This window comes from Planomonospora sp. ID67723 (assembly GCF_015711605.1).
In the GTDB taxonomy this organism is placed as follows: domain Bacteria; phylum Actinomycetota; class Actinomycetes; order Streptosporangiales; family Streptosporangiaceae; genus Planomonospora_A.
In genome coordinates this window covers 668,202-685,292 of the sequence record NZ_JABTEZ010000005.1, presented here as the reverse complement: position 1 = coordinate 685,292, position 17,091 = coordinate 668,202, and the positions used below count along the sequence as shown (strand labels likewise).

The window sequence follows — 17,091 nt, the reverse complement described above, 5'->3', positions numbered from 1 at the left end:
CTACGGGGTGCCGCCGTTCACCGCCACCCGGTGCAGGCGACGGATCACGACGCCGACGAAGCGGTCACGGCGCACGAAACCGTAGTGCCGGGAGTCCCAGCTCTCCACCCGGTTGTCGCCCAGCACGACGAGGGAGCCTTCCGGCACCACCGTCCCGGCTATCTCATGGGTGTCCGGGTCCGCCCATCCGGCGGGCACGAGGTCGCCCGGTACGGCCACGGCCCGCTTGACGAGGAGCGGACGGTCCTCCTCGGGTACGGGCTCTTCGATGTGCGGCGGGTCGGGGCACACGAAGACGACGACCTGTCCGGCGCGGACCCGCTTCGTCCTGCGGACCAGCAGGCGGTCCCCGGGCCGCAGCGCCGGTTCCATGCTCGTGCCGTCGACCGTGGCGGCCAGGAGAGCGCGGCGGGCCCAGAGCACCAGCAGGCCCGCGCTCAGCAGCGTCCCGGCGGCGGGGAAAAGGGGGTTCACAGAGCCTCCTGGTATCCGGCCGCCTGGAGGCGGAACAGCCGGGCGTAGCCGCCGCCTGCGGCGAGCAGGGCCTCGTGCGGCCCGTGCTCGACGATGCGCCCGTCGTCCAGGACGGCGATGCGGTCCGCGTCGCGGACGGCGCTGAGCCGATGGGAGATCAGCAGACTGGTACGGCCCGTGCGGTGCTCCCGCATACGGGTGTGGATCTCGTGCTCGGCTTCGGGGTCCAGACCGGCGCTGGGCTCGTCGAGGATCATCAGATCGCTGCCCTCGCGCACGAAGGCCCGGGCCAGCGCGAGACGCTGCCACTGCCCGCCGGAGAGGACGACGCCGGTCACCGGGTCGTCCTCCTTGTCCTTCCCGATCACGAACATACGGGTGAGCGGCGTGTCGTATCCCCGGGGAAGCCCGGCGAGCTTGTCGTGCAGCCCCGCGAGCGCGGCCGCCTCCTCGATCCGCCCGCGCTCCCCCAGCGCGGTCAGGTCGCCCAGGCCGATGTTGTCGACGGCCGTCATGTCGTAGTTCATGTGGTCCTGGAACACGGCGCTGATACGCTCCCGCAGCATGGCCGGGGGGATGTCGCGCAGATCCGCCCCGTCCCAGAGGATCTGCCCCCGGGTCGGGTCGTACATCCGGCACAGCAGCTTGACGAGCGTGCTCTTCCCGGCGCCGTTCAGCCCGACGAGCGCGACGGCGCATCCGCGGGGGATCGTCAGGTCGACCCCGCGCAGAACCCAGGGATGATCGTCGCTGTAGCGGAACCACACATCCCGCAGCTCGATGCCGTGCCGCAGCCGTGGCGCATGCCCCCGCTCGGCTCGCGGGAGGTCCGGTTCGGCCGTGACGACGGCGACGTAGTGGGCGAAGGCCAGCAGCCGTGCCTGCCCGCCGGAGACGGCCGACGTCAGGGACGCCAGAGCGGACTGCACACCGATGACGGCCGCGAGGAACATGGAGACGTCTCCGATGCTCAACTCGCCACGCCGCGCCGCCGCGAGCGCCCACCACAGGCCTGCTCCGGCCACCGCCGCGCTCAGCACCGTCAGGCCTCCCTGGGCGCGGAGCTCCCGGAGGTCCATCCGCCGCATGGCGGCGTTCGCCGACCGCCGCTCGTCCATCATCCGGGCGCGCAGGAACGCCCCGACGGCGAAAAGGCGGATCTCCGTGGCCGCGGCGACTCCCGTGAGCAACTGACTGTAGAAGAACTCCCGCCGGTAGAACCGTTCGATGCTCCACTCCATGCTCGACCGGCGCCGAGCGAGGTGGAGCTCGGCGACGAGCGCGGGAAGGGCGGCCAGGAGCACCACGACGGTCATCACGGGACTGAGCACCAGCATGGAGGCCACGAAACCGACGAGGGACAGCACGCCGCCGAGGGCGTTGCCGGCGCCGTCCACCAGCTCGGCGACGCGGCCGGTGCCTTCCTGCGCCAGCCGGAGCCGGTCCTGGAAGGCCGGGTCCTCGTAGTTGCGCAGGCCGACCTGGCGCTCGCCCGCAGTGAACAGCCGTTCGGTCGCGACCAGACCGGCGGACCGGCCGATCTGGGCCCGCAGGTAGCGGATCGTCACCGGCAGGGCGGCGGCGCCCAGGCCGGTGACGATCAGCCCGAGTGCCAGGCCGCCGACCGCCCCGTGCGGGGACGCCAGCCGGTCGAGCACGAGCTTGGTCAGCCATGCGGTCGCGACCGGCGCCGCGGCCGAGACCAGGGTCATCAGCAGCAACCGCGTCACGTCCGCCGTAGCCGACCGGCAGATGAGCGAGACGGCCTCCGAGGCGGCGGCGCGCAGTTCCCGCGCGCCGACGCGCGGCCCCCCCTGCCGGTCACCGCTCACCGCGGCCCCTTGCCTGCAGTGCGCTCACGCCGGTCCCGGAGCGGCAGTTCCTCCATCCGGGCGCCCACGGCGGCGACTTTCCGGTCGTCACCGATCAGGTACAGCATGGGGGTCCAGGTGTTCTGGAACGCGCGCGCCACCAGTCCGCCGTCACGGCCGGCGACGACGACGCGGGCCACCGCGGCGAGGGCCCGCACCGCCGCCTCGTCCTCGCCGCCGAACACCACCAGCACGTCCTCGCGGCTCAGCTCCCGTGCCTGCTCGACGAAGCGCGGCAGCAGCTCGTGGCAGGCTTCGCAGTCGGCGGAGAAGAACCCGACCACCCCGGTCAGGGTGTCGTGGGACACCAGCTCGCCGCCGGTCGTCACGGCGGTGAACTCCCCGACGGAGGAACCCGGTCCCAACGCGGGCGGCGGCCCGGCGAACCGGTCGGCCTGTGCCCTCATCCGGCGCAGGATTCCGATCGTGAGCAGCAGGTTCAGCAGGCACAGCGCGCCGAGCAGCACCACGGCGGCGACAAGGTAGGGCATCAGTGACTCCTCGCGAACAGGTCGACGATGTCGTCGAGGGAAATGACCAGGACCGCTCCGGCGAGGCCCGCCGCGCCCGCCACCGCCAGGCCGGCCGGTGGCGGGAAGCCCTGGGGCGCCAGAGCGCCGAGTACGGCGGTGACCAGCAACGCGCCGTTGCGGATGAGGTGGCGGCGGCCGACGGGCACGCCGGAGGCTCCGAAGCACCGGCACGGCGCCCGGCGCCCGCCCCGCAGGGCGGCGGCGACGGCGGCGGTGAACGCGGCGAGAAGGACGCAGGCGAGCGCGAAGCCGTACCGGGCCGTCGGCGGTATCGCCAGCAGGACCGGTACCGCCGTCTCCGCGGCGACGACGCCCACCGCCAGCGGGCGGGCGAGGCCGGGCCTGACCGGGACCAGCGCCGGCACCGATCCCGCGAACCCGCGGAGGTCCCGCAGCTTCGACACCGCCGAGGCCGCAAAGACCAGGATGATCAGGGCGGCGCAGAGCGCCCTCACGAACTCCATGTCCATGTCTTTCCTCGGGGAGCGCCCGGGCGGCGGCGTGACACCACCGCCCGGCCTCGCCCCTACGGCCGGATCAGCAGGTGCCCACGTAGGACCACTGGCACCCGAACTGCGGGCAGCAGTAGCGCCACCAGTAGCCCGGGTGGCCGGCGGCGTTGCAGAAGTAACCGCTGCTGCAGGCCGACACCCTGGCCTTGGGGACGATCCGGTCGATCATCCGATCGATGAGACGGCTCACGACATTCTCCTTCTCGGTTTCGAACTGGAGTCACCGATCACGCGTTCCTGACTGCTCTGTTCGCCCCTCCCCCCGAGAGCCCGTTGACAGGGATTGATCACGGGTTCAGCATCGGCTAAGGCGGTGGCCAAAACCCTGCAGATTTCTCAAATGCCTGGTCAACGGGGCAAATAGGCGCATATCGCTATGGGGGATCATCATGGAGTTGCGCATGCTGGGTCCGCTGGAGCTGTGGACGGCGGGCGGGCCGGTGGACCTCGGGCCGCCGCGGCAGCGGGCCGTGTGGGCGGCCGTGGCGGTGGACGCGCCACGGCCGGTGCCCGCCGACACCATGATCGATCGGGTGTGGGGCGAGGCTCCGCCGGAGCGGGCGCGGCACGCCCTCCAGGTGTACCTGGCCCGGATTCGGCGGGTGCTGGAACGGGTCGACGCCGGCGGGCCGCAGCCGGCCCGCCTCACGCGCCGCAGCGGCGGATACGCACTGGACATCGAGCCCGACAGCGTCGACGCGCATCGCTTCCGCCGGCTGGTCGGACAGGCGCGGAACCAGCAGTGCGCGCGGACGGAGGCGGAGCTGCTGCGGCAGGCGCTGGGACTGTGGCGGGGCGTACCGCTGGGCGGCGTCGAAGGCGACTGGGCGGCCCGCGTCCGGCAGGCGTGGCACCGGCAGCATCTCGACGCGGCGGCGCGCTGGGCGCATGCGGAGCTGTGCCTGGGCGACGCCGCCGCGGTCATCGACCCCATCTCCGACCTGCTGCTGGAGAACCCGCTGGCGGAACCGCTGGTCACGGTGCTGATGCGTGCCCTGTACGCCGGTGGGCGCATCCCGGAGGCGCTGGGCCGCTACGCCGAGTTCCGGCGGCGGCTGGCCGATCAGCTCGGCCTGGACCCCGGAGACGAGCTGCGCGAACTGCATCAGACGATCCTGCGTGGAGACCCCGACGCCGCGGGACCGCCACCCGCCCCGCCGGCACCGGCCGACCCCGCGCCACCGGCGCAGCTTCCTCTGGACGTGTGCGGGTTCACCGGTCGGTGCGCCGAGATCGCCCGCCTCGACGCGCTCCTCGCCCAGCGCGCCGACCAGCCCACCGCCGTGCCCGTCTCAGTGCTGTCGGGTACGGCCGGGGTGGGCAAGACGGCGCTGGCGGTGCACTGGGCCCACCGGGTCGCCGGCCGCTTCCCCGACGGGCAGCTCTACGTCAACTTGCGCGGGTTCGCTCCGAACGGTCCGGCCATGGAACCGGGTGAGGCGCTTCGCGGGTTCCTGCACGCCCTGGCCGTTCCGGCCGCGCGGCTGCCGCCCGACCTCGACGCGCAGACGGCCCTGTACCGCAGCCTGCTGGCCCGGCGGCGGATGCTGCTGGTGCTCGACAACGCTCGCGACGCCGAGCAGGTACGGCCGCTGCTGCCCGGAGCACCCGGCTGCCTGGTGCTGGTGACCAGCCGCAACCAGCTCACCAGCCTCATCGCCGTCGAAGGCGCCCGTCCCCTGGCCCTGGACCCGCCGGCGCTCGACGAGGCGCGCCGGCTGCTGGCCCGCCGCCTGGGCGCCGAGCGTGCCGCCGCCGAGCCCGGCGCGGTCGACGAGATCATCAGCCGGTGCGCGCGGCTGCCCCTGGCGCTGGCCGTGGTCGCCGCCCGGGCCGTCGGGTGCCCCGCCTTCCCGCTGGCCGCGTTCGCCGACGAACTGCGCGACGAGCATGCCCGGCTCGACGTCCTCAGCGCGGGCGACGAGGCCGGCGAGGTGCGCGCGGTCCTCTCCTGGTCGTACCGCACCCTGAGCGCTCCCGCGGCGCGCATGTTCCGGCTGCTCGGGCTGGCCGCCGGCACCGACCTCGCCACGGCGGCCGCGGCGAGCCTGGCCGGCGTCACCGCGCAGACCGCGCGGGCGCTGCTCGCCGAACTGGCCGCGGCGAGCCTGGTCACCGAGCACCGGCCGGGCCGGTTCACCGCCCACGACCTGCTCCGTTCCTACAGCGCCGAGCTGGTTCAACGAGACGACGAGGCCGGACGGCGCGCGGCGACGCACCGGCTGCTCGACCACTACTTGCACACCGCCCAGACCGCGGCCGCGCTGCTCAACCCGCACCGCGATCCGGTGGCGATGGCGGAGCCCCTGCCGGACATGACGCCCGGCCATGTGCCCGACCTCGATCGGGCGATGTGCTGGTTCACCGCCGAGCACCAGAACCTGCTGGCGGCCGTGCGACAGGCGAACCGCTCAGGATTCGACGTCCACACCTGGCAGCTGGCCTGGACCATGACCGATTTCCTGAACCGCCAGGGGCACTGGACCGACCGAGTGACCGTACAGCGCACGGCTCTGGAGGCGACGGGGCGTCTCGGTGACCGGCCGAGCCGCATCAGGGTCCTGCACGGTCTGGGCACCACCTGCGCCCAGCTGGGCCGCTTCGACGAGGCGCGAGCCCACCTCTCGGAGGCGCTGGCGCTGGCCGCCGGGCACGGTGACGACAACAGCCGCGCCAACGTGCACATCAGCCTCGCCCTGGTACTGGAGGGACAGGGCGACTACCGCACGGCGCTGGAGCACGCCTCCCAGGCCCTGGGCCTTTTCCGGGCGGCGGGCCATATCACCGGGCAGGCCAACGCCCTCAACATGGTCGGCTGGTGCCACATCCGGCTCGGCGCCTACGCCGATGCCCTCACATCGGGCGAGCAGGGCCTCGTCCTGCAGCAGCAGACCGGATCCCGCTACGGTCAGGCCTGCACCCTGGACAGCATCGGCTACGCCCACCATCACCTCGGCCATCTCGACCTGGCCGTCGACTGCTACCAGCAGGCGCTCACCCTGTTCCGGGAGCTGGGCGAACGCTCGTTCGAAGCCACCGTCCTGGCCCACCTCGGCGAGACGCACGCCGCGGCCGGCGACGACGGCAAGGCCCGTGACCACTGGCGGTCCGCGCTGGCGATCCTCGACCGGCTCGGCGGCCCGGACGCGGCGGCGATCCGGGAGCGGATCCGGCACCTGAGCGGTGACATGCCCTGAGGCGGGCCTCGGGCGGATCGGCCGAGCCGCTGCTCCACCCGAAGGCCACCTCGACGCCGGCGTGGTCCGTGCCGACGAGCCTGCACAGCGCCGCTCCTGGAGCCGTCGTACCGATGGCGTGTCGCCACCGGGCCGGGAGGTCCGCCACCGGCGGACTCACCGTTCAGCGCGCCCCCGGTGCCGCCGCTCGGTTCTCGCGCAGGACCTCACGCAACCGGATGGCGAACCGCTCGGGGTCGTCGGCGAAGCCGGTGTGGTCGCCGGGGAACATCGTCGGCTCGATACCGAGCGCCGCGGCGAGCGCCCTCGACGTGCGGTCGCAGAACTGGCCGGCCGACTCCTCGCCGATGCCGACCACGACGCGGACCGGCCCGTCGCGCAGGGCGGCGATGTCCGGCTGCCAGCGGATGGTCGCGCGCATCTCATGGGCGAACCAACGGCGCTCGTCCGCGACCTCCTGCGGATCGCGCTCCCCTCCGAACATCGCCTCGAGCGCGCCCTCGGGCAGGACGATGCCGGCCTGGGCCATGAACTTCGCCCAGGCCCCCACGACGTCACCGGCCAGGTAGGTCGCGATCATGTCCTCGACTCCGGCGTCGAGCTGCTCACGGTCCTCGAGCAGGGCGAAGCACGGATGCTCGTGTGCGATCACGGTGTGGACCTGCTCGGGGTGGGCGATGGCGAGGGCCAGCGCGCTGACGGCGCCGCCGCTGGAGCCGAAGACGGCCGCCGGACCGGCGTCGAGGTGTGCCAGGAGCCGGGAGAGGTCGTCGGCGCGCAGCTGCGGGGTCGAGTCCTGGTCGGGGTCGTCGACCGGGCTGCGGTTGATGCCCCGGGGATCGGTGGTGAGCACGGTGTGGTCGGCGGCGAGCAGGTCCGCGGCGGGGGCGAAGGACACGGCGTGCATCGGGGCGCCGACGAGCACCACCAGGGGGCCCTCGCCGCGCACCTCGTAGTGCAGGCGCGCGCCGGGGACCTCGAGGGTCGCGACGGTGGCGGAGACTGTCGATATGTGGCTCACGGAGCTCCTCCTGAAGTGAGCTGTTCATGCTCGGTCGAAGTAAGGACTCCTCCCGGGGGGCAGAATCGTCGCTTGTGAGCGAGATTTCTTCACGGGCCGCCGGCACGGCCGCAGAAGGTGCCGAGGACCCCGCCCTGGCCCGGGCCCGCGACGGGGACGACGCCGCGTTCGCCCGCCTCGTGGAGCCGCTGCGCCGCGAACTCCACGCCCACTGCTACCGCATGCTCGGCTCGGCCCATGACGCCGACGACGCCCTGCAGGACGCCCTGCTGCGGGCGTGGCGGGGGATCGCGCGCTTCGAGGGCCGCAGCTCCCTGCGCTCGTGGCTCTACACCGTGGCCACCCGTACCTGCCTGGACCTCATCGAAAACCGCGGCAGACGGGCGCTGCCGGTCGACCTCGGCCCGTCCAGCGACCGCGCCGTGGTCAGCGACACCCCGCTGACCGACGTCGCCTGGCTGAGCCCCTACCCCGACGCGGGCCTCGGCGACGGCCCGGCCGGGCCGGACACGCGCTACGAGCAGCGCGAGGCCGTCGAACTCGCCTTCGTCGCCGCCCTGCAGCACCTGCCGGGCAACCAGCGCGCGGCGCTGCTGCTCTTCGAGGTCCTCGGCTTCTCCGCCGCCGAGATCGCCACCATGATGGACACCTCGACCGCGTCGGTGAACTCCGCCATGGCACGAGCCCGCAAGGTCGTCGCGGAGAAGGTCCCCTCCCACAGCCAGCAGCAGACGCTGCGCAAGATCGGCGACGCGCGCCTGCGGGAGATCGTCACCGGATACTCCTCCGCTCTGGAACGCGGCGACGCCGACGCCCTGGTCGCGCTGCTGACCGAGGACGTCACCTGGTCGATGCCGCCGATGGCGCACTGGTACCGCGGTCTCGACGCCGTGACCGACTTCGCCGTACGGGTCCCGCTGACCGGATGCGGCGCCTGGCGGCACATCGCGACCAGCGCGAACGGCCAGCCCGCCGTGGGCTGCTACCTCTGGGACGACGACGCCGGCGCGTACCCCGCCTGGGCGGTCAACGTGCTGACCCTGCGCGGCGAGCAGATCTGCGAGATCACCTCGTTCGTCGGCGCCCAGTACTTCCCGCCCTTCGGGCTGCCCGCCCGGCTGCCCTGAGAAGCGAGGCGGGCGGGCCGGTCCGACCGTCCGTCCGGTCGCCGGGCCGCCCGTCACGGCACCGGGATTCCGGCAGATGGACGCAGCACACCGCTGCAGGACGTAGCGTGATCAGCACAGGTGTGCCCTGCCCCTGGCCCCCGGAAGGTGTGAGCGCTGTGACGACCACCACCGTCGACGAACCGATCGAGGCCACCGACCTCGATGACGAAGAGATCCCCGACCTGCTGCACTCGACCACCGGTGCGACCGCCGATCCGGTCAAGGACTACCTCAAGCAGATCGGCAAGATCTCCCTGCTCAACGCCGAGCAGGAGGTCGAGCTCGCCAAGCGCATCGAGACCGGCCTGTTCGCCTCCGAGCAGCTCGGCGCCGACGGCGACAAGCTCCCGGTGGACATCCGCGCCGAGCTGGAGTGGATCACCGAGGACGGTCTGCGGGCCAAGAACCACCTGCTGGAGGCCAACCTCCGTCTGGTGGTCTCGCTGGCCAAGCGCTACACCGGCCGCGGCATGGCCTTCCTGGACCTGATCCAGGAGGGCAACCTGGGCCTGATCCGTGCGGTCGAGAAGTTCGACTACACCAAGGGCTACAAGTTCTCCACCTACGCCACCTGGTGGATCCGGCAGGCGATCACCCGGGCCATGGCCGACCAGGCGCGGACCATCCGCATCCCGGTCCACATGGTCGAAGTGATCAACAAGCTGGCCCGCATCCAGCGGCAGCTGCTGCAGGACCTCGGCCGCGAGCCCACCATCGAGGAGCTGGCGGTCGAGCTGGAGATGACCCCGGGGAGGGTCGCAGAGGTCCAGCAGTACGGCCGCGAGCCGATCTCCCTGCACACCCCGCTCGGAGTCGAGGGTGACAGCGAGTTCGGTGACCTCATCGAGGACTCCGAGGCGATCGCCCCCGAGGAAGCCGTGGCCTTCAACCTGCTGCAGGACCAGTTGCACGCGGTTCTGAGCACGTTGTCCGAGCGCGAGGCGGGCGTGGTCTCCCTGCGGTTCGGCCTCGTCGACGGCCAGCCGAAGACCCTGGACGAGATCGGCAAGGTCTACGGGGTGACGCGGGAGCGCATCCGGCAGATCGAGTCCAAGATCATGTCCAAGCTCCGCCACCCGGTCCGCGCCGCGGTCCTGCGCGACTACCTGGAGTGAGACGGCCTCCCCGGGACGCTCCCCGAATCGCCGGCCCGATCACCGGTCGCCGCCCGGCTCGCGCGGAAGCGCCCCCGGCCCTGCCGGGACCCCGCCGGTGACCGGCGCGGTGCGACCCAGGTAGCAGATCAGCGCCGGTGTCCGACCCCGGTGGCACACGATTCCCGACCTGCGGCGGATGGGCTGGTGCGGACATCCCGTCGAGGATGGGCAGATGACAGAAACGATCACGGGACTCGGCATGTCCGCCCTGGAGGTTCTCATCCTGGTGGGTGCCGTCGCGCTGGTGACGGCACGCTGGTTCCCCGTCGGCGCCCGCCGTCCGATCACGCTCACCGCGGCGGCGGTCGCCGTGCCGTCCGGGGTGGCGCTGATCGTGCTCGGGGTGCGCTGGCACCTGGTGCCCGTGCTCGCGGGCGCGGCGATCGCGCTGCTGTTCGCCGCGCCCGCCGTCCTGCGGCGGCATGCCGGCCGGCCCGCATGGCGGGCCCCGTGGTGGCTGGCCCTGCCGGGATCGCTGGCGTGCCTGGCCCTGATCGCCGGGGGCGCGGTGGCGGCGTGGGCGCTTCCCGTGCCGGTGTTCCCCGAGCCGTCGGGGCGCTACGCGGTCGGCACCACCGTGATGCAGTGGACCGACCCGGCACGTCCGGAGATCGCCACCTCCGAGCCCGGCGACCGGCGCACGCTCGTGGTGCAACTGTGGTATCCCGCACGCAAGGGCTCCGCGGGCGTCGAACGGGCGCAGTATCTCGGACGCACCGAGCAAGAGGCGCGCGTCGTCTCCCAGGGCGTGGCCGACTATCTCGGCGTGCCCGGCGTCCTGCTCGACCAGGTCCCGCACGCCCGCACGAACGCGATGCCCGGTGCGGCGGTGTCCGACGCAGGCGGGCGGTTCCCTCTCGTGCTGTTCTCTCCCGGGCTCGGCGGCGTACGCACCCAGAACACCGCCTGGGCCGAGGAACTGGCCAGCCACGGCTACGTCGTGGCGGCCCTCGACCATCCCTATGACTCGGCGGCCGTCGTCCTCGACGACGGCCGGACGGTTCGCACCCGGCTCGCGGCCACCGGTGACCAGGCCGAGGACAGCAGGCGGTCGAGAGGCTGGGCGGCGGTCCGGGCCGCCGATCTCAGCTTCGTCCTCACGCAGCTCGGCAGGCTGGACCGGGGTGAGATCACCGGGCCGCTGACCGGGCGGCTGGACACCGGCCGGGCCGCGGCGACCGGGCACTCCATGGGCGGAGGCGCCGCCCTGCAGGCCGCCCACCAGGACTCCCGGTTCGCTGCCGTCATCAACCTTGACGGCTTCCCCCATGACGCCGCGCCACGCCCCTTCCACCAACCGGCACTGGCACTCACCGCCCCCGTCGAACCGGGCGAGAACCCGCGCTACATCCCCCGCCTCACCCACGTCCTCGAGCTCAGCACCGCAACGGCCTACCGGCTCACCGTTCCCGGGGCGGCGCATCTGACCTTCACCGACGCGCCGCTGTACCTGCCGCCCGTCCCCGCCCTCACCGGCTCCCTGGGCCGCACGCAGGGGCCGGGCCTCACCGCCGCGGCCAGTGTCGTGTTCCTGGACGCCGTACTGCGCGGCAAGCCCGGGGACCCGGCCGTGCTTCTGTCGGCCTACGGCGATCTCACCGTCCATCACGCCGACGGCGAGGCCGGGGAACGCGGGAACCCGTAGGGGGAGGGAGTCCGCCGGCCTCGCTCACGCAGTTCTTCGCGAGGCCGACGCGAACAGGATCGCCGCGGACATGACCCGATGTCCGCGGCGAGCCGTGCTTCAGGCGGGGAGAGCGGCGCGCACCGCGGCGAGGCAGCGTTCCACCACCGGGCGCGGGTCGAACGCGTAGCCGCCGTCACCGAACAGCTCGAAGGTCATGCAGCCGCGGTATCCCCGGCGTTCCAGGGCCGCGAGGTAATCGGCCAGAGGCAGCTCCCCGTCGCCCCAGGCCAGGTGACCCGCGGGCCGGCCGTCGATCAGGTGCACGTGGCGGACCCGGTCGCCGAGCGCGTCGAAGTAGTCGTCGACGCTCTCCCCCGCCACGGCCATGGCCACGGTGTCGAGCACGGCGCCCAGGCCGGCCGCGCCCACCTCGTCGATCATCCTGGCGAGCGTGCGGGAGTCGTTGACGAGGTTCGACTCCCCGCGCTGCAGCGCCTCGACCACGCACGTCACCCCGAGCGTCCCGGCGTAGGCGGCGATCTCGCCGATGGCGTCGGCGGAGCGGCGCCACGCCGCCTCCACCGGCTCGTCCTCGAAGCCGCGCCCCGGGGTCACAAGGAGCAGCTCCGCTCCGAGCTCCGCGCACAGCTGGGCCGCCCGGCGGAACACGCCGATGCTCTCCTCGCGCAGCCAGGCGACGGGCGAGGCGATGTTGACCGGGTACATCACCTGCTCCGGGGTGAGGCACCGCACCGTGAGACCGCGCGCCTCGACACGGCGGCGGACGGCGCGCGCCTCGACGTCGCTCAGGTGCGGGACGTGGAACTGCGGGGCGATGCCCCACAGCTCCACCTGCTCGCGCCCCAGCGCGGCGGCGTCGTCGAGGAAGCGGTCGAACGGCAGGTGCTGGTAGGCGAAGTTCGACGCGGTGATCTGCTGCATGCTGAGGGTCATCGGGACTCCTGGGGTGCGCGGCCGGCTCCTGCCGATTCCCAACCCGGCCGGAGGGCCGCCGATTTCCGGTTCCGGCGGAGGGCTGTCACTTTCCGATCCCGTCGGCCAGGCCCCTGACGATGTAGCGCTGGCCGAGGAAGAACAGCAGGACGACCGGGACGGCCGCGATCACCATGCCGGCGAAGACGACGGGGAACTCGGTGCCGTGCTTGCTCATCAGGCTCGTCAGGCCCACGGGGAGGGTCTGCACCCCGCTGCCGCTGGTGAAGACCATGGCGAAGAGGTACTCGTTCCAGGCGAACAGGATGTGCAGCAGGACCGTCGAGGTGATGATCGGCTTGCACATGGGCAAGGTGATCCGCCAGAAGGCGGTCCACCGGCCGGCGCCGTCCATCTCGGCGGCCTCGTCGACCTCGCGCGGCAGGTCGATCATGTAGGCGCGGATGAGGAAGGTGGTGAACGGGATGCGGAAGGCCGTGTACAGGATCAGCAGCGCCCAGAAGCTGTTGTACAGGCCCATCGCCTGGAACATCTTCACCAGGGGGACGAGCGCCACGGTGGGGGCGAGCATGAGGCCGCCGAGGATCAGCGCGGTGACCGTCCTGTTCAGCGGGATGTCCACCCGGGTGAGACCGTAGGCGGCCCACGCGCTGACGAACACGGTGGCGATCGTGGACGTCACGGTGACGAGCACGCTGGTGGTCAGATAGTCGCTCACCCCCCGGTTCCACGCCTTGCGGTAGTTGTCGAAGCTCCAGTCGACGGGGAGGGCGAAGGGGTTGCCGAAGAGCTCGGCGTTGGTCTTGAACCCGTTGATCACCATCCACAGCAGCGGGTAGACCACGACCACCGCCAGACCGAGGAGGAAGGCCCACATGAACACGCGGGCGATCACCCCGAGAAAGCTCAGGCGACTCACCATTCCACCCTTCTCCTACGGGTGAACCACAGCTGCAGCAGGGCGATGCCCAGTGTGATCACGAAGAGCACCGTCGCGATGGCGGCGGCGTAGCCGAAGTTGTTGCGGACGAAGCCGCTGCGGTACAGCCAGGTCCCCAGCACCTGGGTCGAGTTGTTGGGCCCTCCGCCGGTCATCACCATGACCTCGTTGAACACCTGGAACGCCCCGGAGACGGTCACGATCGCCATCAGGCCGGTCATCTCCCGCACCAGCGGAAGCGTCACGTGGACGAAGCGGCCGACCGGCCCCACGCCGTCGATGGCCGCCGCGCCGTAGACGTCGGCGGGGATGCGCTGGATCGCGACGGCGAACAGCAGGGTCGAGTAGCCGAATCCCTGCCACTGGCTCATCGCGATGATCGCGGTCATCGCGGTGCTCTCCTGCCCCAGCCACGCCTGGGCCAGCTCCCCCAGCCCCGCCGAGCGGAGCAGGTGGTTGAGCGGGCCCAGGTTGGGCTCGTAGAGGAAGTAGAAGAGCAGTCCCGCGACGGTCAGCGAGATCGCCGAGGGGAGGAAGTAGACCGCCCGCAGGCCGCGCCGCCACCGCTCGCTCCGGATGCTCTCGATCAGCGCGGCGAGCACGAGCGCGCCGAAGACCTGGAAGGCGATCGAGATCACCGCGTACAGCAGGTTGTTGCCGAACGACGTCCAGAAGACCGGGTCGTCCAGGAGCTTGCGGTAGTTGTCGAGCCCGATGTACTCCTGGCTCCCGCTGTAGATGTCCCATTCGAGCGTGCTGAACTGGAGGTTCTGCACGAGCGGCAGGTAGACGAACACTCCCACCAGCACGAGGGCCGGCACGACCCACGCGAGCCCGAGTGTCCTTCGCACGATGGCGCGCACCGGCATGCTCTCCCTTCGGCCGCGCGGCTACTTGGCCGACGCCGAGGCCTGGCGCACGCTTTCGAGCACCTTCTCCGGGGTCGCGCTCCCGCTGATGAGGGCTTCCCCGCCGGCCAGCCACGCGTCGGCGACCTCGGGCACCGTCACGGTGTCCAGCCAGACGGCCAGCTGCGAGGCCTGGTTGACCATCCCGATGCCCTCGAACACGGCCTTGCCGGAGGTCTCGGCGGTGACGGCGCCGACGACCGTGCTGGGCTGGCCGTACGGCGCGGCGGAGAGCTTCTCGGCGTTCTCCTGGCTGGTGACGAACTTCATGAAGTCGACGGCGAGCGCCACGCGCGGCGACCTGGCGTTGATCAGATATCCCTCGGGCGCCCCCTCGATCGCCTTGGGGTCGCCGCCGGCGCCCTGGGGAACCGGCAGCGGGAAGATGCCGAAGTTCTCCGGGGTGAGCTCCCTCTTGTCGGTCACGTTGGCGAACTCCAGGACCTCCTGGTAGTACATCGCCGCCTTGCCGTTGAGGAACTTCTCCTGCGCGGAGCTGTAGAGCACGCCGTTGGTGCCGTCGCGGGTGTCGGTGCACGTGTCGACGAGAGTCTTGAACTGCTTGAGCGCGGCGACGTAGCCGGGGTGGTCGAGCGTGGCCGTCTTGGGGCTGAAGTCCGCCTTCAGGGTGGCGCTCGGCACGGTGTAGGCGAACAGCTGCTGCAGGTAGTGCAGGGCGGGCCAGCCGTCCTTGTTGCCGAAGGTGACGGGCTCGTATCCGGCCTCGCGCAGCGGGGCGCAGGCGGCCAGGAGCTCCTCGAAGGTGGCGGGCACCTTGATCCCGGCCTTGTCGAAGGCGGCCTTGTTGTAGCCCATGAACTTGCCGTTGTTGTACAGCGGGACGCCGTAGTACTTGCCGTCGTAGGCGAAGGCCGACAGCGCCGCCTTCCCGAAGGTCCGCCCCCACGGGGTGTCGGGGCCGATCACCTGGGTCAGGTCGGCCGCGCGGCCGCCGCGGACGAAGTTCTCCGCCCAGTTGCCGGTCCAGGTGAAGTAGATGTCGGGCAGGGCGTCCGAAGCGGTGAGGGTCTTGGTCTTGTCCTTGATGCTCTGGTCGGTCTCCTGGATGAGCTCGACCTTCACGCCGGGGTGCATCCGCTGGTATTCGGCGGCGATGTCCTCGAAGTAGGAGCTCAGGGGGTCGCCGGCGAACTTGGTCAGGACGCTCAGGGTCCCGGAGAACTCCGGGGCGGCGGCGATGTCGGCCGCGGGGGCCTTCGCCGCCGGCTCGCCGGCGCAGCCGGCGAGGGCGAGCACCGAGGTCCCGACGATCGCCGCGAACGTCGTCAGCGCGCGAGGGCGCATGGGCTCTTCCTTTCTCTCAGGGGAGAGGGGACCGCCGGTGCGGTGGCACCTCAGATCCGCCGTGGGGGTCTACGACACGAAGCGCTTGGTGTGGGCCGACTGTACAGACCTTCTGATACCGGTACCAGGTCTAAGCTCAAGATCTTTTTATTGGATCGGATTACGGAACCGGCACGACAGCATCGGAGCATGCCAGTACAGACAGGTAGATCACGAAGATTGCGGTGTTGACGCCGCGAGCTCATCTGTGCCAGCGTGACCTTCGCGTGATACCGGTATCAGGCCGCACGGCGGCACCGGCCGCAAGCATTCCCGAAAGGACGCAAGATGCTCCGATTCAACGAGCCGGAATTCCTCCAGCAGATGGCCAGCACCGTGGCGCTGCGCCCGCAGATCGAGGAACTGGTCGATCGGCTCGTGGACGAGGGGTTCGACAACCTCTTCCTCGTCGGCGCCGGCGGCACCTACGCCCAGATGTGGCCGTACGAGCACCTGGCCCGGCGCTCCTCCACCCTCAGTGTGCGCGCCGCGATGGCCGCGGAGCTGGTCGCCTCCGGCGACGCGTCCCTCGGCGAGCGCTCCGTGGTGATCTTCACCTCGGTCTCGGGCACGACCGACGACAGCATCCGCGCCATCGAGCACTGCCGAGCCAAGGGCGCCTACACGATCGGCTTCACCGGCTACCCCGACTCGCCCGTCGCCCAGAAGGTCGACGTCGCGCTCATCTCCGAGCCGAAGGCCTGGCCCTTCGACGCGCAGATGCTGCTGTTCATGGGCCGGTTGCTCTCGCGGCGCGGCGAGTTCGACGGCTACGGCAAGCTCGCCGACGAGCTCGCCGCCCTCCCGCAGATCCTCGTCGAGGTGGCCAGGCAGGCCGAGCCGGTGGCCGCCGCCTTCGCCGAGGCCCACAAGGAGACCGACTACCACTTCCTGGTCGGCGGGGGGAACCTGTGGGGGTTCACCTACCTGTACTCCATGTGCATCCTCGAGGAGATGCAGTGGCTGCGCACCACCCGGGTGCACAGCGCCGAGTTCTTCCACGGCTCACTGGAGCTGATCGAGGAGGACACGAGCCTGATCATCTTCCAGGGCGAGGACGAGACGCGCGCCCTCACCGACCGCGTCGAGGCCTTCGCCAGGCGCATCTGCAAGGACGTCACCGTCTTCGACACGCGCGACTACCCGCTGGAGGGGATCAGCCCCGAGTTCCGCGGCCTGGTCGCCCCGCTGGTGCTCGACACCGTCCTCGGCCGGGTCAGCAAGCACCTGGAGCGGGTCCGGGACCACTCGCTCGACCTGCGCCGCTACTACCGCGTCATGGACTACTGAGCGCCGCAGCGCCCGCGCCCCCGCCCGGAGGGACCACCCGGCGGGGGCGCGCCCTCACGGCCCGCGGGCGGCCGTCCCCTCCCGTGTCCAACCG

General features: G+C 71.6%; 14 protein-coding genes and 1 pseudogene. 5 read left to right on the top strand and 10 right to left on the bottom strand.

The genetic code is table 11. The features are described 5' to 3' along the window. From HS041_RS33800 to HS041_RS33780, 5 genes are all read right to left on the bottom strand, one after another. Entirely contained in the window at window positions 1-474 is a 474-nt protein-coding gene (locus tag HS041_RS33800) for a S26 family signal peptidase (RefSeq protein WP_196444906.1), read from the bottom strand. Beyond that, window positions 471-2,306: an ABC transporter ATP-binding protein gene (locus HS041_RS33795; protein WP_307845576.1), complete on the bottom strand. Its 1,836-nt coding sequence runs from the start codon at window positions 2,304-2,306 to the stop codon at window positions 471-473. The genes HS041_RS33800 and HS041_RS33795 overlap by 4 nt, the downstream gene beginning before the upstream one ends. Further along, the gene (locus HS041_RS33790; RefSeq protein WP_196444905.1) at window positions 2,303-2,836 is read right to left on the bottom strand and encodes a peroxiredoxin family protein; all 534 of its coding nucleotides are present in this window, start codon (window positions 2,834-2,836) and stop codon (window positions 2,303-2,305) included. The genes HS041_RS33795 and HS041_RS33790 overlap by 4 nt, the downstream gene beginning before the upstream one ends. Beyond that, complete coding sequence (locus tag HS041_RS33785) at window positions 2,836-3,342, bottom strand: MauE/DoxX family redox-associated membrane protein (RefSeq protein WP_196444904.1); 507 nt, start codon at window positions 3,340-3,342, stop codon at window positions 2,836-2,838. The genes HS041_RS33790 and HS041_RS33785 overlap by 1 nt, the downstream gene beginning before the upstream one ends. A 73-nt stretch (window positions 3,343-3,415) precedes the next feature. Further along, complete coding sequence (locus HS041_RS33780) at window positions 3,416-3,580, bottom strand: hypothetical protein (RefSeq protein ID WP_196444903.1); 165 nt, start codon at window positions 3,578-3,580, stop codon at window positions 3,416-3,418. 211 nt (window positions 3,581-3,791) lie between these two features. Here HS041_RS33780 and HS041_RS33775 point away from each other — a divergent pair, with 211 nt between their 5' ends. Beyond that, window positions 3,792-6,587 carry an AfsR/SARP family transcriptional regulator gene (locus HS041_RS33775; protein ID WP_196444902.1) on the top strand — a complete coding sequence of 932 codons (2,796 nt, stop codon included), beginning with the start codon at window positions 3,792-3,794 and terminating at the stop codon, window positions 6,585-6,587. Window positions 6,588-6,750: 163 nt separating this feature from the next. On the opposite strand, the gene HS041_RS33770 is transcribed toward HS041_RS33775, so the two are convergent. Further along, window positions 6,751-7,608 (bottom strand): alpha/beta fold hydrolase, encoded by an 858-nt coding sequence (locus HS041_RS33770; protein WP_307845575.1) that lies wholly within the window; start codon window positions 7,606-7,608, stop codon window positions 6,751-6,753. Window positions 7,609-7,682: 74 nt separating this feature from the next. Here HS041_RS33770 and HS041_RS33765 point away from each other — a divergent pair, with 74 nt between their 5' ends. From HS041_RS33765 to HS041_RS33755, 3 genes and pseudogenes are all read left to right on the top strand, one after another. Further along, window positions 7,683-8,735, top strand: a complete 1,053-nt coding sequence (locus HS041_RS33765) for a sigma-70 family RNA polymerase sigma factor (RefSeq protein ID WP_307845574.1) — start codon at window positions 7,683-7,685, stop codon at window positions 8,733-8,735. A 161-nt stretch (window positions 8,736-8,896) separates the two neighbouring features. Then, window positions 8,897-9,892 (top strand): annotated as a pseudogene (locus HS041_RS33760) (RNA polymerase sigma factor); the annotation flags it as partial. Window positions 9,893-10,106: 214 nt separating this feature from the next. After that, window positions 10,107-11,579 carry an alpha/beta hydrolase family protein gene (locus HS041_RS33755; RefSeq protein ID WP_196444900.1) on the top strand — a complete coding sequence of 491 codons (1,473 nt, stop codon included), beginning with the start codon at window positions 10,107-10,109 and terminating at the stop codon, window positions 11,577-11,579. Window positions 11,580-11,678: 99 nt separating this feature from the next. Here the strand turns inward: HS041_RS33755 and HS041_RS33750 are convergent, their stop codons facing one another. From HS041_RS33750 to HS041_RS33735, 4 genes are all read right to left on the bottom strand, one after another. Next, complete coding sequence (locus HS041_RS33750) at window positions 11,679-12,515, bottom strand: sugar phosphate isomerase/epimerase family protein (protein WP_196444899.1); 837 nt, start codon at window positions 12,513-12,515, stop codon at window positions 11,679-11,681. Window positions 12,516-12,600: 85 nt separating this feature from the next. Then, a complete protein-coding gene (locus HS041_RS33745; protein ID WP_196444898.1) occupies window positions 12,601-13,437 on the bottom strand; it encodes a carbohydrate ABC transporter permease in 837 nt (278 codons plus the stop codon). Then, window positions 13,431-14,324: a carbohydrate ABC transporter permease gene (locus HS041_RS33740; protein ID WP_196444897.1), complete on the bottom strand. Its 894-nt coding sequence runs from the start codon at window positions 14,322-14,324 to the stop codon at window positions 13,431-13,433. Before HS041_RS33740 ends, HS041_RS33745 begins: the two co-directional genes overlap by 7 nt. A gap of 21 nt (window positions 14,325-14,345) precedes the next feature. Continuing rightward, the gene (locus tag HS041_RS33735) at window positions 14,346-15,668 is read right to left on the bottom strand and encodes an ABC transporter substrate-binding protein (RefSeq protein WP_196444896.1); all 1,323 of its coding nucleotides are present in this window, start codon (window positions 15,666-15,668) and stop codon (window positions 14,346-14,348) included. A 327-nt stretch (window positions 15,669-15,995) separates the two neighbouring features. On the opposite strand from HS041_RS33735, the gene HS041_RS33730 reads away from it, so the two are divergent. Beyond that, on the top strand, window positions 15,996-16,997 hold the full coding sequence (locus HS041_RS33730) for an SIS domain-containing protein (RefSeq protein WP_196444895.1): 1,002 nt from the start codon (window positions 15,996-15,998) through the stop codon (window positions 16,995-16,997). Window positions 16,998-17,091: the final 94 nt, after the last annotated feature.